The organism is Pseudomonas sp. NFPP07, assembly GCF_900115645.1.
In the GTDB taxonomy this organism is placed as follows: Bacteria; Pseudomonadota; Gammaproteobacteria; order Pseudomonadales; family Pseudomonadaceae; genus Aquipseudomonas; species Aquipseudomonas chlororaphis.
Genome location: NZ_FOXG01000001.1, coordinates 1,003,176 through 1,020,665, shown reverse-complemented (window position 1 = coordinate 1,020,665; position 17,490 = coordinate 1,003,176). Strand labels below are relative to the sequence as shown.

The window sequence follows — 17,490 nt, the reverse complement described above, 5'->3', positions numbered from 1 at the left end:
CGTCATCCATAACCGCCAGATGGCAGCAGCATGACCATTGCGTCATTTTGTCGGGGCCGGCTGCACGGGCCGGCTATCATCAGCCACGACGATTTCCACAGGTGGGAGCTTTCATGGGCGCAGGGCACAGTCACGGACAGGTTCGGGCCGGACACGAACGCAAGTTATGGATGGCCCTGGGGCTGACGGGCAGTTTCATGATCGCCGAGGTGATCGGCGCCTTTGTCACCGGCAGCCTGGCGCTGCTGTCCGATGCCGCCCATATGATGACTGACGCGCTGGCGCTGGCGATCTCCCTGGTGGCGATCCAGGTCGGCAAGCGCGCGGCCGATCGCAAGCGCACCTTCGGTTATGCGCGCTTCGAGATTCTCGCCGCGGCGTTCAACGCCCTTCTGTTGTTCGTGGTCGCCTTCTACATCCTGTTCGAGGCCTGGCAGCGCCTGTCTGCGCCGGCGGAAATCCAGTCCACGGGCATGCTGGTGATCGCGGTGCTGGGGCTGGTCGTCAACCTGATTTCCATGCGCCTGCTGGCCTCGGCGAGCGCCGAAAGCCTCAACGTCAAGGGCGCCTACCTGGAGGTGTGGAGCGACATGCTCGGCTCCATCGGCGTGATCGTCGCGGCATTGGTGATCATGTACACCGGCTGGGGCTGGGTCGATTCGCTGGTGGCCGCGGCCATCGGTTTCTGGGTGCTGCCGCGCACCTGGACATTGCTCAGGGAGAGCATGAACGTACTGCTGCAAGGCGTGCCGGACGGCATCGATATCGACCAGGTCGAGCAGGGCATCCGCGCCATCGACGGAGTGACCGAGGTGCACGACTTGCACCTGTGGGCCCTGACCAGCGGCAAGAACGTGATGAGCACGCATCTGGTGGCCGACCTGGGGCGGCGCAGCGAGCAGCAGATCCTGGCCGAGGTCACCGAACTGATGCACGAGCGCTTCGATATCTCCCATGTGACGGTCCAGGTCGAACAGGCCGGCTTTCACGAACAGGGGCACGAAGAGCACGTACATTAATCACCTGTAGCCGCTGCATCTTGCGGCTACATCCGAACCTGTACCCGCTGCCGAGCACCGCGAGGCTGCGATCGACCGCGCAGCGGGCGCTGCTCTTGAATTCGCAGGAGGTCCTGCGGACCTATCGCAGCCTGCGGCAGCGGCTACACCGATCGCGTGTACCGAACTATCGGATTGCACCCTGTAGCCGCTGCCGAGCCTGCGAGGCTGCGATCGACCGCGCAGCGGGCGCTGCTCTTGAACTCGCAGGAGGTCCTGCGGACCTATCGCAGCCTGCGGCAGCGGCTACATCCGCATCTTGCGGTTACCCCCGCGCTGTCAGTCGCGCTCTTCGAGCACGTAGCCGACGCCGCGCAGGGTGTGGATCAGTTTGCTCTCGAACGGGTCGTCGATCTTGGCGCGCAGGCGGCGGATCGAGACTTCCACCACATTGGTGTCGCAATCGAAGTTCATGTCCCACACGAACGAGATGATCTGGGTCCGCGACAGCACCACGCCGCTCTGGCGCATCAGCAGATGCAGCAGGGCGAACTCCTTGGTGGTCAGGTCGATGCGCTGTTTACCGCGAAACGCCCGGTGGCGGCCCTGGTCCAGTTCCAGGTCGGCCACCCGCAGCACGTCGGGGGTCGGCGACTGCTCGCTGCGTCGCAACAGGCTGCGCACCCGCGCCAGCAGCTCGGGGAATTCGAACGGCTTGACCAGGTAATCGTCGGCGCCCAGGTCCAGGCCCTTGATCCGGTCCACCAGGCGTCCCTGGGCGGTGAGCATCATGATCCGCGTATTGCTGTTCTGGCGAATGCGCTGCAGCACTCCCCAACCGTCCAGCTCCGGCAGATTGACGTCGAGAATCACCAGGTCGTAGGCGTGCTGGCGGGTCAGGTGCAGGCCGTCGGCGCCGTTATTGGCGCAATCGACGACGTAGCCGCTTTCGCTCAATCCCTGATGCAAGTAGTCGGCGGTTTTCGGTTCATCCTCGATCACCAGAATGCGCATGCTGAATTAGCCTCGGTGTTTAATGCAGTGGGGCAGTCCCATAACTTCGTTGGAAGTAACGGGCTGGATGATTCAACTTTCAAAGTTCTTGATTTAAAATTTTCGAAGTGGCGTGCGGGGAGAAGTTGTTTCTCTATATTTCAAGTTGTTGGTTGTTGCACTTGCCTTCGGGGCGATGGCCCGGATGTTAATACACAAGCCCGTGGCAGAGCGTTTGCTAACGGATTTGTAATCTTTGCGCCACCCTGTCGATAAGTACCGAAGGCTACATTTGGCCGGCACTAAATACTCACCTGTTAGTTGTTTTATGGGTGGAGTGTGGATGCGTCGTGCCGGTTCAATTTCCTCGCACCGCAGAGCCTCCGCCGTCACTCTGTACCGGTAAGGGGCCAGAACGCGTTATGCCAACCCTCATTAAAAAACTTGCCTGGATAGTCGGGGCATTGTCCGGCGTTCTGTTGTTGGCCAGTGCCGCGCTGCAGGACGCCGCGGCGGCCGAGAGCCGGGTGCTGAACCTCGACAACGCCTTGGCCAGTGCCTTTGCCAACAACCCCGAACTGGCGGCGGCGCGCTGGGAAATCGACATCGCCCAGGGTGGTCGCCAGCAGGCCGGGTTGATCCCCAATCCGGTGTTGTCCTGGGACGCTGAAGACACCCGCCGCAGCTCGCGCACCACCACCGTCAAGCTCAGCCAGACTCTGGAGCTGGGCGGCAAGCGCGGCGCGCGCATCGATGTCGCCAGCCGTGCCCAGGACGCCGCGGCGCTGGAGCTGGAACGCCAGCGCAACCAGCTGCGCGCCGATGTGATCGCCGCCTTCTACGGCGCCTTGCGTGCCCAGGAGCGCAGCGATCTGGCCGGCCGCTCCCTGGCCCTGGCCGAGCGCGGGCTGATGGTGGCCAAGGGCCGGGTGAGCGCCGGCAAGGCCTCGCCCGTGGAGGCCACTCGCGCTCAGGTCCAGCTCTCGGAAGTGCGCCTGGAGCTGAGCCGCGCCGAGATGGACCGGGCCAACGCCTATCGCCAGTTGGCGACCGTGACCGGCGCCGCCACCACCGACTTCAGCGCCGTCGCGGAGCCGGCCAGCGGGCTGCCGTCGCTACCGCCTTCGGCGCAATTGCTGGCGCGCCTGCAACAGACCATCGAACTGCGCCTGGCCGAAATGCAGGTGGTGCAGCGCGAAGCCTCCCTGGGGCTGGAAAAGGCCCAGCGCATTCCCGACCTCGATATCAGCGTGGGCAGCCAGTACGACGCCAGCGTGCGCGAGCGGGTCAACCTGGTCGGGGTGTCGATGCCGATTCCGCTGTTCAACCGCAACCAGGGCAACGTGCTGTCGGCGGCGCGCCGCGCCGATCAGGCCCGGGACCTGCGCAACGCCGCGGAGCTGCGCCTGCGCACTGAAACCCGTCAGGCCCTGGATCAGTGGAGCACCGCCAGCAACGAAGTGCAGTCGTTCAACCAGGTGATCCTGCCGGCCGCGCAAAACGCCGTGGACACCGCGACCCGTGGCTTCGAGATGGGCAAGTTCAACTTCATCGAGGTGCTCGACGCCCAGCGCACGCTGATCAGCGCCCGCACCCAGTACATCGCCGCCGTGGCCCAGTCCACCGACGCCTGGGTGCGCATCGAGCGCATCTACGGCGATCTCGCCGGCCCCGATCGCACGCTGTGAGAACCGCGTTGTTCGTCCTGTTGGGCCTGGGCACGCTGCTGGTCACCGATTGCAGCGTGCCGCTGTCGAGCCGGGTCGAGGAGAGCCCATCCCATTGGTGCCTGCATGAGTTGCATCGGGCGCTCGGCGATTTCTTTTTTCCACAGACCTCATGACGCGTCGCTGTTGCCGGTTGGCGCGTCGAATCGATTTTTTCAGGAGCATGCATGGACAAGAAACGAAGCACAGCCTTGGCGTTGGCCGTGGCGGTCGCGCTCGGCGTGGCCGGGTTGATGTGGCAGGACCTGTTCCAGGCGGCGCCGGTGGCCGCGCAGGCGAAACCGGCGGCCAAGGCGGACACGCACAAGGACGGTGAGGCGCATCAGGAAGGCGAAGAGGGGCAAGCGGAAGGTGAGGCCCATGCCGAGGAAGAGGGCAAGGTCGAACTCAGCGCCGAGCAGATCCAGGCCGCCGATATTCAACTGGCCGAGGCCGCGCCGCGGGATCTCAGCAGCTTGCTGACGCTGCCGGGGGAGATCCGCTTCGACGAGGACCGCACCTCGCACATCGTGCCGCGCGCGGCGGGGGTGGTGGAGTCGGTGGCGGTCAATCTCGGCCAGACGGTGAAGAAGGGCGAGCTGCTGGCGGTGATCGCCAGCCAGCAGATCTCCGACCAGCGCAGCGAACTGGCCGCCGCCGAGCGCCGGGTCGAGCTGGCGCGCACCACCTTCCAGCGCGAGCGCCAGTTGTGGGTCGACCAGATCTCCGCCGAGCAGGATTACCTGCTGGCGCGCCAGACCCTGCAGGAAGCCGAAATCGCCCTGAACAACGCCCGGCAAAAGATGAACGCCCTGAGTGGCAGCGCGGTGCTGGCGGGCGGCAACCGCTATGAGATGCGTGCGCCGTTCGACGGCGTGGTGGTGGAAAAACACCTGAGCGTCGGCGAGGTGGTGGGCGAGACCAGCGCCGCCTTCACCCTGTCCGACCTGTCCCGGGTCTGGGTCACCTTCGGCGTGTTTCCCAAGGACTTGAACAAGGTCCGGGTCGGCAAGCCGGTCCGGGTGCAATCCACAGAACTGGGCACCCAGGTGCAGGGCACGGTGGCCTATGTCGGCAGCCTGCTGGGCGAGCAGACCCGGACCGCCACGGTGCGGGTCACGGTGCCCAACCCGGACGATGTCTGGCGGCCGGGGCTGTTCGTCTCGGTGCAGGTGGCGACCGACACCTACCAGGCCGGGGTGACCGTGCCGCAGAGCGCGATCCAGACCGTGGAAGACAAGCCAGCGGTGTTCGTGCGCGTCGCCGACGGTTTCCAGGCCACCCCCGTGGTGCTGGGCGGCAGCGAAGGCGGCTTCGTCGAGATCCGCGAAGGCTTGCGCGCCGGGGCCCAGGTGGCGACCACCGGCAGCTTCATCCTCAAGTCCGAACTGGGCAAGGGCTCGGCCGAGCACGGCCATTGATCCGCACTGAGTGTTTCCCTGGAGAGTGACTTCCCATGTTTGAACGCATCATTCAATTCGCCATCGAGCAGCGCATCATCGTGCTGCTGGCGGTGCTGCTGATGGCCGCCGTGGGCATCGGCAGCTACCAGAAACTGCCGATCGACGCGGTGCCGGACATCACCAACGTCCAGGTCCAGGTCAACGCCAGCATGCCCGGCTACTCGCCGCTGGAAACCGAGCAGCGCATCACCTACCCGGTGGAAGTGGCCATGGCCGGCCTGCCGGGCCTGGAGCAGACCCGTTCGACTTCGCGCTCGGGCCTGTCCCAGGTGACGGTGATCTTCAAGGAAGGCACCGACCTGTACTTCGCCCGGCAACTGGTCAACGAACGCCTGCAGGTGGCCCGCGAACAGCTGCCCGAAGGCGTGGAGGCGAGCATGGGGCCGATCTCCACCGGCCTCGGCGAGATCTTCTTCTGGACGGTGGAAGCCGAGCCCGGCGCACTCAAGGAAGACGGCACGGCCTATACGCCGACCGACCTGCGGGTGATCCAGGACTGGGTCATTGCCCCGCAGCTGCGCAACGTGCCGGGGGTGGCCGAGATCAACACCATCGGCGGTTTCGCCAAGCTCTATCAGATCGCCCCGGACCCCAGGCGCCTGGCGGCCTACAACCTGACCCTGAGCGACCTGATGACCGCCCTGGAGCGCAACAACGCCAACGTCGGCGCCGGCTACATCGAGCGCAACGGCCAGCAGTTGCTGATCCGCGCGCCGGGGCAGGTGAAGTCCATCGAGGACATCGCCAACATCGTGATCAACACCGTGGACGGCACGCCGATCCGCGTCAGCAACGTGGCCACCGTGGACATCGGCCGTGAGCTGCGCACCGGCGCGGCCACCGAGAACGGCCGCGAAGTGGTGCTCGGCACGGTGTTCATGCTGGTGGGGGAAAACAGCCGCACGGTGTCCCGGGTGGTGGCGGAAAAACTCGCCGAGATCAATCGCTCGCTGCCCAAGGGCGTGACCGCAGTCACTGTGTACGACCGCACCAACCTGGTGGACAAGGCCGTGGCCACGGTGAAGAAAAACCTCATCGAAGGCGCGCTGCTGGTCATCGCCATTCTGTTCCTGTTCCTGGGCAATATCCGCGCCGCGCTGATCACCGCCATGGTGATCCCGCTGGCCATGCTGTTCACCTTCACCGGCATGTTCACCAACAAGGTCAGCGCCAACCTGATGAGCCTCGGCGCGCTGGACTTCGGCATCATCGTCGACGGCGCGGTGGTCATCGTCGAGAACGCCATCCGCCGCCTGGCCCATGCCCAGCAGCATCACGGGCGCATGCTCACGCGTTCCGAGCGCCTGCACGAAGTCTTCGCCGCGGCCAGGGAAGCGCGCCGGGCGCTGATCTACGGGCAACTGATCATCATGGTGGTGTACCTGCCGATCTTTGCCCTGTCCGGGGTGGCCGGGAAGATGTTCCACCCGATGGCCTTCACCGTGGTGATCGCCCTGCTGGGGGCGATGATCCTCTCGGTGACGTTCGTCCCGGCGGCGATCGCGCTGTTCGTCACCGGCAAGGTCAAGGAGGAAGAAAACTTCGTCATGCGCGGCGCCCGCCGCGGCTACGAGCCGGTGCTGCGCTGGGTGATGAGCCACCGTTCCCTGGCCTTTGCCCTGGCCGTTCTCAGCGTGCTGGTCTCGGGCCTGGTGGCCAGTCGCATGGGCAGCGAGTTCATCCCCAGCCTCAGCGAAGGCGACTTCGCCCAGCAGGCGATGCGCGTGCCCGACGCCAGCCTCACTCAGTCGGTGGAAATGCAGAAGACCCTGGAGAAAACCCTGCTGGCGCAGATCCCGGAAATCGAGCGGGTGTTCGCCCGTACCGGCACCGCCGAGATCGCTTCGGACGTGATGCCGCCGAACATTTCCGATGCTTACCTGATGCTCAAGCCCAAGGCGCAATGGCCGGACCCGGGCAAGTCGCGCGAGGCGATCATTGCCGACATCGAACGGGTCAGCAACAGCCTGCCGGGCAACGTCTACGAGCTGTCGCAACCGATCCAGCTGCGCTTCAACGAACTGATTTCCGGGGTGCGCAGCGATGTCGCGGTGAAGGTCTTCGGCGATGACATGGCGGTGCTGAACAAGACCGCCGAAGAGATTTCGCAGACCTTGCAGAAGATCGACGGCGCCGCCGAGGTGAAGGTGCAGCAGACCACCGGCCTGCCGGTGCTGACGGTGAATGTCGACCGCGACAAGGCCGCGCGTTTCGGCCTCAACGTCGGCGATGTGCAGGACGCCGTGGCGATTGCCGTGGGCGGGCGCAAGGCGGGCATTTTGTATGAGGGCGACCGGCGCTTCGACATGCTGGTGCGCATGTCCGATGCCCAGCGCACCGATATCGACGGGCTGTCGCGCCTGCTGATTCCGGTGGCGGCGGCCGCGGGCAGCGTCAACGGGCAACTGGGTTTCATCGCCCTCTCGGAAGTCGCCAGCGTCGACCTGGTGCTTGGCCCGGCGCAGGTCAGCCGCGAGAACGGCAAGCGCCTGGTGATCGTCAGCGCCAACGTGCGCGGGCGCGACATGGGTTCCTTCGTCGAAGAGGCGACCCGGGCCATTGGCGATCAGGTGAAGATCCCGACCGGCTACTGGATCACCTGGGGCGGCCAGTTCGAACAGTTGCAGGAAGCCTCCAAGCGCCTGGAGATCGTGGTGCCGGTGGCGCTGCTGCTGGTGTTCGGCCTGCTGTTCATGATGTTCAACAACCTCAAGGACGGGTTGCTGGTGTTCACCGGGATTCCCTTCGCCCTGACCGGCGGGATCATGGCCCTGTGGCTGCGCGACATCCCGCTGTCGATCTCGGCGGGGGTGGGCTTCATCGCGCTGTCGGGGGTGGCGGTGCTCAACGGCCTGGTGATGATCGCCTTTATTCGCAACCTGCGCGAAGACGGGCGGATGCTCGCCGCGGCGGTCAACGAAGGCGCGCTGACCCGCCTGCGCCCGGTGCTGATGACCGCGCTGGTGGCGTCGCTGGGGTTCATCCCCATGGCCCTGGCCACCGGCACCGGCGCCGAAGTGCAACGACCGCTGGCCACCGTGGTCATCGGCGGCATCATCTCCTCCACCGCCCTGACCCTGCTGGTGCTGCCGGCGCTGTACCACTGGGCGCACCGCAAGGAAGAAGAACAGGAACTACAGGACCTGCTGAACGACTGACCCGCGATTGGCGTCAACCCACCCCGCCTGCGTCATATGCAGGCGGGGTTTTGTTTATCCCGAGAGCCCCCCTGTAGCCGCTGCCGAAGGCTGCGATAGGTCCGCAGGACCTCCTGCGATTTCAGGAGCGGCGCCTGCTTCGCGGTCGATCGCAGCCTCGCGGGCTCGGCAGCGGCTACAGGGATCTGGAAACATCTGCTGAAAGAGTGCTCCCGCATGCGAAAGCATGAGCAGCTAGGTTGAGGTAAATGACCTGTATGGAGAGCAAAGGAATGCTTGTCCACTCCAATGGCTACCGTCTACTCAAAGGACGGGTATCGGAAGCCGGCCGTATCTATTCGATTACCGTCGTGACCCACCAACGGCGACCCTTGTTTCACGACTTTCGTGTTGGCCGCCTGATGGTTGATCAGCTCAAGCAAGTCGACGAAGCCGATCACGTACGTTCACTGGCTTGGGTTGTCATGCCTGACCATCTTCACTGGCTATTTGAACTGCGAGACAGATCTTTGGGAAAGGTGATGTGCCGTTTCAAATCCAGAAGCAGCCTGCAGATCAATCAACACTTCGGCTGTCAGGGCCGTCTCTGGCAAAAGGGCTATCACGACCGTGCCCTGCGCAAGGAAGAAGACCTGAAGGCCATCGCCCGCTACATCATTCTCAATCCGGTGCGAGCAGGGCTCGTTCAACGTCCCGGCGACTATCCCCTCTGGGACTCCATCTGGCTTTGATGTAGCCGCTGCCGAAGGCTGCGAAAGGTCCGCAGGACCTCCTGCGATTTCAGAAGCGGCGCTTGCTTCGCGGTCGATCGCAGCCTCGCGGGCTCGGCAGCGGCTACGGGGGCAGATGTAGCCGCTGCCGAAGGTTGCGATAGGTCCGCAGGACCTCCTGCGATTCCAAGAGCGGCGCCTGCTTCGCAGTCGATCGCAGCCTCGCGAGCTCGGCAGCGGCTACGGGGGCAGATGTAGCCGCTGCCGAAGGCTGCGAAAGGTCCGTAGGACCTCCTGCGATTTCAGGAGCTGCGCCCGCTTCGCGGTCGATCGCAGCCTCGCGGGCTCGGCAGCGGCTACAGGGGGCGTGGGGGCAAAAAAAAGCGTCCCATGCGGGACGCTAAAAATTCATCTCTTTCCAAAGGAGCATTCGAAAAAACGCTTCAGAGATGAATGTGCTCGGGGTGGGCCGGCGTCAGCGGGAGGCTGTGCATGCCTGGGGCCCTGTGGTTCTGTGAGGGGCGGCGCCGGTTGCGTCGTTGTGGTTGTTTTCGCCGTTGTGCTGTTGCTGGCCGAGCCAGAATTGTTCCAGGGCATGCCGGGCGCGTTCGCTGCTGTTATCGCTGGGAAGCGCGCTGGGCTGGCCAGGCGGAGTCAGGTGGGCAGGCTTCAAGACATGATCTCCCGCAAGTGGCTGGCCGCCAGCGAAGCGCTGTCGGCTCGGGCATGCGGGCAAGTATACGAAGGCCAACCTGACGAGAAGGTGAGGGCGATATTACAGTTCTGAAAGACAGGCGTCTGTGAAGAAGTTTTAACGTCGGGCGGGCCTCTCACCCGCCCGGCGCAAGGGCTCAGAGAATGGCCAGCGGGTATTCGACGATCAGGCGGAATTCCTCCAGGTCGGATTCGAAGCTGCTGGAGCGCACGGTGGCCTGGCGGATGCGCAGCGACAGGTCCTTGAGGGTGCCGCCCTGCACCACATACTTGGCTTCGATATCGCGTTCCCAGCGGCGCTGGTCGGTCAGCGGATTGCCGTCCGCGTCGCGACGCATGTAGACCGCGTTGGCATTGCTGTAGTCGGCGTCGCTGCCTTTGCCGTAGCGGGTCATGAACGACAGGCCGGGGATACCCAGGGGTTGCATGTCGAGGTCGTAGCGGACCATCCACGAGCGTTCCTTCGGCGAGTTGAAGTCGCTGTACTGGATCGAGTTGTCGAGGAAGATCGAGTCCGACTGGCGCAAGTAGTCGAAGTCGTCGTCGCCGTTGTTGCGCTGGTGCGACAGGGACAGGGTGTGGGCGCCATAGGTGGCGCCGATCTTGGCGCTCCAGATGTCGTTGTCGAACTCGCCGAGCAGCTTCTTGCCCTCGTCCACCGCCTTGTAATAGTTGAACCCGGCGAACAGCGAGAACTGGTCCGAGATCGGCCAGGTCGCCGCGGTGCCGAAGTAGTACTGGTCCCAGGCGTCCTTCAGGCGGCTGCTGTAGAGGCTGAAACTGAGGTGCTTGTTCAGGCTGTAGTCGCCGCCGAAGTAGGCGACCCAGGGCGAGTCGACCTTGCCGGCATAGAAGGTGGCGAAACCGTCGCGCAGGCTACTGCTGTCGGGCTGGCTCATGCTGTGCAGGCGCCCGCCCTGGAGGCTCAGGCCGTCGATGCTGGTGTTCTCGAAGGTTGCGCCGCGAAAGCTTTCCGGCAGCAGGCGCGAGTCGCCGTAGTGCACCACCGGGGTTTTCGGGAAGACGTCGCCGACCTTGATCACGGTGTCGAGCAGGCGCATTTTCGCCGCGCCGCCGACCTTGCTGTAGTTGTCGGCCGGCTGGTTGTCGCTGTCCACCGGCAGCATGCCGAACGACCCGCGACCGCCACTGCGGCCGGCGCCGGAGTCGAGCTTGAGGCCATACATGGCAAAGGCATCGAGGCCGAAACCGACGGTGCCCTGGGTAAAGCCGGATTCGAACTTGCCGATCAGCCCCTGGGCCCAGGCCTGCGAATAACCGTTGCCGGTGGGGCTGGACTGGCCCTTGCGATCGTCGCGATTGAAGTAGTAGTTGCGGGCCAGCACGTTGAGGCTGCTGCCTTCGATAAAACCTTCGGGCTGGTCGTCTGCCGCGTTCACGGCCAACGGGCTCAGCCCCAGTACCGCGCAAAACACGGACAGGGACCAGCGGGTTTGAGTGCGCATGTTGTTTGCTCCTGGATATGGGCAGCTATCAGCTGTTATGTCGCCTGGGGCGTTCTTGTTAGTTGTACTCGCGAACCGTCTGGTTAACGGCTGGAGTCAGCGTCGATAGTTGCAAACAACAGATAACGCGGAGGTGACCCGGTTATTACAATTCTGCAAGGATAAAAGTTGTAAGTTGTATTTGTTTTTAGTTGGAGGCCTTGTTTTATATGGGGTTTTCTCAAGGGCAAGAAGCGGTCTCGGGTTTATTACATATAAGTAATGTATCCGTGATCTTCCCGACAGGGTCCGCTGGTTATCCTCGTTGCAACTAACCAGAACGAGGAAACAGTCATGAAGTTATTTAAATTGAGTATCGCCGCCCTGGTACTTTCCTTGTCATCCCTGGCCATGGCCGAAGGCGGCGGCGACCGCACCTTCGACCGCGCCATGCAGGCGAACGAGCGGGCCATGGCGGCCTACGCGGCGAAGCAGGGCAAGGAGGCGCCGGTGGTGGAAAACTATCGCTACGGCATGCCCCTGGACATCCAGAAGGTGGTCAGCGTGACGCCGCCGGCCAAGGGCTGCAACCCGGTGCCGTCACGCATGACCTATGAGGATTCGGCCGGGCAGCTCAAGACCGTTGAGTATCAGGTGATGGGCCAGTGCCGCACCAATGGCAGTTAATCCTCAACGTCTTCATGGGGCGCGGGAAGCGGTTCGAGGGCCACGATCATGTCGATTTCCACCGCGGCATTCTTCGGCAGCTGATAGACCCCGAGGGACGTGCGGGTGTGCACCCCGGCCTCGGCAAAGATCGAATAGAGCACTTCGGAGGCGGCGTCGGCGACTTCGCTCTGCTGGGTGAAGTCGGCGGCGCTTTGCACATAGACGTTGAGCCGCAGGACTTTTTTCACCCGCTGCAGATCGCCCAGCAACTGGGCGAGGATCGCCAGGGCACGCATGGTGCAAATACGTGCGGCATACCGGCCATCTTCCAGCGAAACATCGCCACCGACCCGCCCGACCACCTTCACGGTGTTGTCGATGCGTGGGATCTGCCCGCTGACGTACACCTCGTCGCCGTTCTGCACCGCGGGCACGTAGTTGCCGCCGATGCGCATTTCACCGTCGAAAGCGTGTCCCAGACGCGTTGCCACCTGGTCGAACAGGGCCTTGCGTGAAGCCTCCATAGATTGCACTCCGTCGATTGCCGTTGATTTTCCAGAGCACGACTATAGCCCCTCTTCCGGGCTCCGGAGCATGGCTCGTAGCCCCGCAGGGCCGGGGCCTGAGGCGTTTCAAAGTTTTTTGGTCGGATATGTCTTATGGGGTCTTCAGAAAAATACTCAAGCGCCGATGGCTAGAGACAATGCTGCCCACTATTACTGCCCATCGGTGCATCCCATGTTCAACAAAAGCTTGAAGCAAGAGCTGTTGGCTCTACGCGAAGAACTCTCGAGCCTCCAGCAAGTGAAGGACAGTCTCGACAGCGAAATGCTGGTGCTGATTCTCGATCCCGATGGACGCATTTTGTCGGCCAACGACAACTTCAACCAGGAAATGCTCTACAGGGGCAGCGAGCTGGTCGGTCGTCACATCGAGGACATCGTGCCGGCCCACGTCAAGACCGATGAATTCCACCACCGTTTCAAGGCGACGCTGACCCGTGGCGAGCATTTTGCCGGCGCGGTACGCCTGCTGCGCGGCAACGGCCAGGAAGCCTGGCTGCGCTCGATCTCCCAGCCGGTTCGCGATTCCCAGGGGCGGATCAAACAGTTCTCGATCTACTCCAGCGACCTGACCCGCACCATCGAAGCCTCTCGCGAGCACGAGAACCTGATCGGCGCGCTGGTCCGCTCCACCGCGGTGATCGAGTTCGACCTCAACGGCAACGTGCTGGCGGCCAACGAGCGCTTCCTCAGCGCCATGGGCTACAGCCTGGCGCAAATCCAGGGCAAGCATCACCGTACCTTTTGCGAGCCCGAGGAATACAACAGCGCGCAGTACCAGGCGTTCTGGAAGCGCCTGAACGCCGGCGAGTTCGTCGCCGGGCGGTTCAAGCGCATCGACAGCTACGGCCGCGTGGTCTGGCTCGAGGCTTCCTACAACCCGGTGGTCGATGCCAACAACCGGCTGTACAAGGTGGTCAAGTTCGCCACCGTGATCACCGACCAGGTGAACCAGGAGCAGGCAGTCGCCGAGGCGGCGAACATCGCCTACAGCACCTCCTTGCAAACCGACAACAGCGCCCAGCGCGGCACCACCGTGGTGACCGAGGCGGTGAGCGTGATGCGCGACCTGGCCAAGCACATGCAGCAGGCCGGCGAAGGCATCGAGGCGCTGAACGAGCAGTCGCTGGTGATCGGCACCATCGTCAAGACCATCAGCGGCATCGCCGAGCAGACCAACCTGCTGGCGCTCAACGCGGCGATCGAAGCGGCGCGGGCCGGTGAACAGGGACGCGGCTTTGCCGTGGTGGCCGACGAAGTCCGGCAACTGGCCTCGCGCACCAGCAAGGCCACCGACGAAATCGTCGGCGTGGTGCGGCAGAACCAGGACATGGCGCGCGAGGCCGTGGCGCTGATGACCGATGGCAAGGCCCAGGCCGAGCAGGGCCTGGCCCTGGCCGCCGAAGCCGGTACGGTGATCGTCGAGATCCAGGACGGCGCGCAGAAGGTGGTGAACGCCGTCGGCCAGTTCGCCAGCCAATTGTCCAACTGAGTCCTGTCCCGGACCCGGCGTCAGGCCTTTTCCAGGCCATGACGTCGGGTGCCGAGTGGCCGCCAGGTCGACGGCCACGATCTGCTCCAACGCCAGCGCGCCCTGCGCGGGCGGTTAGGAAGTTTCCTGTCTCTATGGAAGATAAATCCTAAAGAGCCTTGAGCGCGTCAAGAACGCGTTCCCAACGCCGATGGTGAGGCTGCTGCAGTCTCCAATCACAGGCTATCGGTGTATCCATGTTCAATAAACGTTTGAATCAGAAGCTCCTCGCGTTGGGTGAGGAGTTTCGCGCGCTCGAGCAGGTCAAGGAAGGTTTCGAGCGCACCCTGCTCAGTGTCCATCTCGATCCGCAGCGCCGGATCCTGGTGGCGAACCGCAACTTCACTCAGTGCCTGCAGTATTCCCCCGAAGCGCTATTGGGCTGGCCCATCGACAATCTGCTGCCGGACGATGCCCGGCCCGAAGAGGCGCACTCGCGTTTCATGACGGCGCTGGCACGCAGCGAGCCTTTCGACGACACCCTGCGCCTGCGTCGTGGCGACGGTCATGACGCCTGGCTGAGGGTAATCCTGCAGCCGATCTTCAGCACCGAGCGGCAACTCAGGTCCTTTTCCCTGATCGCCAATGACCTGACCGAAACCGTGGAAACCGCCTGCGAGCACGACAACCTGATCGCGGCCCTGCTGCGTTCGACCGCGGTGATCGAGTTCGACCTCAAGGGCAGGGTACTGACCGCCAACGAGCGGTTCCTGAGCTGCATGGGCTACAGCCTCGAGCAGATCCTGGGCCAGAACCACAGCCTGTTCTGCGAGCCGCAGGAGTACAACAGTCCGGCCTACAAGGTGTTCTGGGAGCGACTGAATGCCGGCGAGTACGTCGCCGACCGCTTCAAGCGTATCGACAGTCTCGGCCGCGTGGTCTGGCTCGATGCCTCGTACAACCCGGTGGTCGATGCCAACGGCAAGCTCTACAAAGTGGTGAAATTCGCCACGGTGATCACCGAGCAGGTCAAGCAGGAGCAGTCCGTCGCCGACGCCGCGGAGATCGCCTACACCATCTCGCAGCAGACCGACAGCAGCGCCCAGCGCGGCTCTTCGGTGGTGACCGAGGCGGTGCAGGTGATGCGCGACCTGGCGACCCACATGCAGCAGGCCAGCGACAGCATCGAGGCGCTGAACGAGCAGTCGCGGGTGATCGGCAGCATCGTCAAGACCATCAGCGACATTGCCGAGCAGACCAACCTGCTGGCGCTCAACGCGGCCATCGAAGCGGCCCGCGCGGGTGACCAGGGGCGCGGCTTCGCGGTGGTGGCGGACGAGGTCCGGCAACTGGCCTCGCGCACCAGCAAGGCCACCGACGAGATCGTCGGCGTGGTCCGGCGCAACCAGGACATGGCCCGCGACGCGGTGGTGCTCATGGCCGACGGCAAGACCCAGGCCGAGCAGGGCCTGGGCCTGGCCGCCGAAGCCGGCACGGTGATCGTCGAGATCCAGGACGGCGCGCAGAAGGTGGTAAGCGCCGTCGGCCAGTTCGCCCATCAGTTGTCCGGCTGATGGGCTGGCATGGAGGGGGCCGCTGTCAGTCCTGCCGGTGGTTTTCCAGATGGGGCGCGATCAGGGTTTCGAACCATTCGATAAAGGCGTTCAGCCGGCGCGAGCGATGGTTGCGATTGGGATAGAGCGCGGAGATCGCCATGGACGCGGGGCGAAAACCGGGCAGAACTTCCACCAGTTCGCCCCGCTCGAGCAGGTACTGCACGTCGAAGCGCGGGATCTGGATCAGGCCCAGCCCGGCCCGGCAGCAGGCGATGTAGTTTTCGGCGTTGTTGACGATCACCCGGCTGGGCAAATTCAGTTCCAGCTCGTGACCTTCGGCCAGGTATTCCCAGGGCTGTTCGCGGCCCGTGCTGGGGGAGCCGTAGCCGACCATCCAGTGACTGTCGGCCAGGTCGCCCGGCGTTTGTGGCTGGCGGTGCCGGGCCAGGTAGGCGGGGCTGGCGCAATTGATCAGGGCCAGGTGGCCCAGGCGCCGGACGATCAGGCTACTGTCGCGCAGGGCGCCGACGCGGATCGCGCAATCCACGCCTTCCTGCACCAGGTCGATGGAACGGTCGGTGGAACCCAGCGCCAGCTTCAGGCTGGGGTAGCGGGCGAAAAGCTCGGGCAGGGCGGGGGCGATGAGGCGCCGGGCAATGCGGCTGGGCACGTCGACATTGAGCCGGCCACAGACGTCCAGTTGACGGGTGTGAAACAGCTGCTCGAGTTCCACCGCATCGCTCAGCAACAGGCGCGCGCGCTCCAGCAGGACCGCGCCGTCGGCGGTCAGCTGAACCTGGCGCGTGGTGCGGTGCAACAGGCGCGTGGCGAGGGCGGTTTCCAGTTGCTGCACCGCTGCCGAGACGGTAGCCCGGGGCAGTTCAAGGGCGTGCGCGGCCTTGATGAAACTGCCCATGTCAGCCACCTGGATGAATACACGGTACTGCTCGAGCTTATCCATGGATGGGGCATTGTTCCGGAGCTTGTGGGTGGTGCGCTGGGTACTGTTGTAGGTGCGAGCAAGCTCGCTCCTACGGGATCATGTCGCACCTGATGGCGATCTTTTGCAAACGCCAATCTACCTCGCCCCTTGGCGGATTACTCGGGTCGATGACAACCGTCGATCAGAAGGACGGGCCTCACTTGGTGGTGTAGCCACCGTTGATCAGCAGGGTCTGGCCGGTGATCCACCAGCCGTCGGTGACCAGATGACGGATGAAGGGCACCACGTCCTTGATGTCGGTCAGGCCGGTCTTGCTGAAGCCGGACAGCGCCGCGGCGGTCTTGTGGTAAGCCACGGCGTCCGCGCCCTCGGCCGGGTAGAAGAATGGCGTGTCCATCGGCCCAGGACCCACGGCGGTCACCGAGATACCGCGGGCACCGAACTCCTTGGAGGCGGCGCGGGTAAAGTGTTCCACCGGAGCCTTGGCCCCGCCGTAGGCGGCATAGAAGGGCGTGTAGGCGCCGAGCAGCGAGGTCACCAGCGACACCAGCTTGCCGTGGTCCTCCAGGTGCTTGCCGGCTTCCTTGATAAAGAAGAACGCGCTCTTGGAGTTGACCGCGAACAGGTCGTCGTACTCGGCTTCGCTGATTTCGACTATGGGTTTTTTCAGGACCTTGCCCACGGTGTTGATGGCGATGTCGATCTTGCCGAAACGCGCCTTGGCGTCGCTGAAGAGTTGCTCCACGGCCGCGGCGGCGGTCAGGTCGGCCTGCCAGGCATGGGCATCGACATCCAGGTTCTTGATCGCCGCCACGGTCCGGTCGGCGTCGGCCTTGCTGGCGGCGCTGTTGTAATGCACGGCGATGGCCTTCACGCCATGGGCGGCCAGGTCCCGGGCGATCAGGCCGCCCAGGTTCTTCGCGCCACCGGCGATCAACGCCACTTTATTGTTCAAGGAATGGTCTGCCATGGAAAAGCTCCTTCAGCCTGTGAGGTGAAGGCCCAGTCTAAGCAGCCGCGAGTCAGGGATAAGCCCGGTCAATCTGGATGGATTGTCCAGGGAAATTGCCCAATCTCGACTGCGGTGCCGGACCGGGATGC

At 63.9% G+C, this 17,490-nt stretch carries 14 protein-coding genes; 9 read left to right on the top strand and 5 right to left on the bottom strand.

Translation table 11 applies throughout. The features are described from left to right. Positions 1-113 precede the first annotated feature (113 nt). Positions 114-1,019, top strand: coding sequence for a cation diffusion facilitator family transporter (locus BM019_RS04845; RefSeq protein ID WP_007930163.1), 906 nt, complete (start codon positions 114-116; stop codon positions 1,017-1,019). A gap of 318 nt (positions 1,020-1,337) precedes the next feature. On the opposite strand, the gene BM019_RS04840 is transcribed toward BM019_RS04845, so the two are convergent. After that, a complete protein-coding gene (locus tag BM019_RS04840; RefSeq protein WP_007930804.1) occupies positions 1,338-2,012 on the bottom strand; it encodes a heavy metal response regulator transcription factor in 675 nt (224 codons plus the stop codon). Positions 2,013-2,413: 401 nt separating this feature from the next. Between BM019_RS04840 and BM019_RS04835 the strand changes: the two genes are divergently transcribed. The 5 genes from BM019_RS04835 to BM019_RS04820 all read left to right on the top strand — a co-directional run bounded on the left by BM019_RS04835 (position 2,414) and on the right by BM019_RS04820 (position 9,049). Further along, on the top strand, positions 2,414-3,679 hold the full coding sequence (locus BM019_RS04835; RefSeq protein WP_092417731.1) for a TolC family protein: 1,266 nt from the start codon (positions 2,414-2,416) through the stop codon (positions 3,677-3,679). Beyond that, positions 3,676-3,834, top strand: coding sequence for a hypothetical protein (locus BM019_RS30735; protein ID WP_175510543.1), 159 nt, complete (start codon positions 3,676-3,678; stop codon positions 3,832-3,834). Before BM019_RS04835 ends, BM019_RS30735 begins: the two co-directional genes overlap by 4 nt. A 51-nt stretch (positions 3,835-3,885) precedes the next feature. After that, the gene (locus BM019_RS04830; RefSeq protein WP_092417730.1) at positions 3,886-5,118 is read left to right on the top strand and encodes an efflux RND transporter periplasmic adaptor subunit; all 1,233 of its coding nucleotides are present in this window, start codon (positions 3,886-3,888) and stop codon (positions 5,116-5,118) included. Between the two features lie 35 nt (positions 5,119-5,153). Further along, positions 5,154-8,318: an efflux RND transporter permease subunit gene (locus BM019_RS04825; RefSeq protein WP_092417729.1), complete on the top strand. Its 3,165-nt coding sequence runs from the start codon at positions 5,154-5,156 to the stop codon at positions 8,316-8,318. Positions 8,319-8,590: 272 nt separating this feature from the next. Further along, positions 8,591-9,049, top strand: coding sequence for an REP-associated tyrosine transposase (locus BM019_RS04820; RefSeq protein WP_092417728.1), 459 nt, complete (start codon positions 8,591-8,593; stop codon positions 9,047-9,049). A gap of 830 nt (positions 9,050-9,879) precedes the next feature. Here the strand turns inward: BM019_RS04820 and BM019_RS04810 are convergent. Beyond that, positions 9,880-11,208, bottom strand: coding sequence for an OprD family porin (locus BM019_RS04810; protein ID WP_092417727.1), 1,329 nt, complete (start codon positions 11,206-11,208; stop codon positions 9,880-9,882). Positions 11,209-11,541: 333 nt separating this feature from the next. Between BM019_RS04810 and BM019_RS04805 the strand changes: the two genes are divergently transcribed. Next, entirely contained in the window at positions 11,542-11,874 is a 333-nt protein-coding gene (locus tag BM019_RS04805; protein ID WP_092417726.1) for a DUF2790 domain-containing protein, read from the top strand. Here the strand turns inward: BM019_RS04805 and BM019_RS04800 are convergent. Further along, positions 11,871-12,380 carry a RidA family protein gene (locus BM019_RS04800; protein WP_007928830.1) on the bottom strand — a complete coding sequence of 170 codons (510 nt, stop codon included), beginning with the start codon at positions 12,378-12,380 and terminating at the stop codon, positions 11,871-11,873. The two genes, BM019_RS04805 and BM019_RS04800, sit on opposite strands and share 4 nt — an antisense overlap. 214 nt (positions 12,381-12,594) lie before the next feature. Here BM019_RS04800 and BM019_RS31145 point away from each other — a divergent pair, with 214 nt between their 5' ends. Both BM019_RS31145 and BM019_RS04790 read left to right on the top strand, forming a co-directional pair. After that, positions 12,595-13,911: a methyl-accepting chemotaxis protein gene (locus BM019_RS31145; RefSeq protein WP_092417725.1), complete on the top strand. Its 1,317-nt coding sequence runs from the start codon at positions 12,595-12,597 to the stop codon at positions 13,909-13,911. Positions 13,912-14,147: 236 nt separating this feature from the next. Beyond that, positions 14,148-15,464: a methyl-accepting chemotaxis protein gene (locus BM019_RS04790; RefSeq protein WP_009045614.1), complete on the top strand. Its 1,317-nt coding sequence runs from the start codon at positions 14,148-14,150 to the stop codon at positions 15,462-15,464. 25 nt (positions 15,465-15,489) lie between these two features. Here the strand turns inward: BM019_RS04790 and BM019_RS04785 are convergent, their stop codons facing one another. Beyond that, the gene (locus tag BM019_RS04785; RefSeq protein ID WP_092417724.1) at positions 15,490-16,407 is read right to left on the bottom strand and encodes a LysR family transcriptional regulator; all 918 of its coding nucleotides are present in this window, start codon (positions 16,405-16,407) and stop codon (positions 15,490-15,492) included. 178 nt (positions 16,408-16,585) lie between these two features. Continuing rightward, the gene (locus BM019_RS04780; protein ID WP_092417723.1) at positions 16,586-17,359 is read right to left on the bottom strand and encodes an SDR family oxidoreductase; all 774 of its coding nucleotides are present in this window, start codon (positions 17,357-17,359) and stop codon (positions 16,586-16,588) included. Positions 17,360-17,490: the final 131 nt, after the last annotated feature.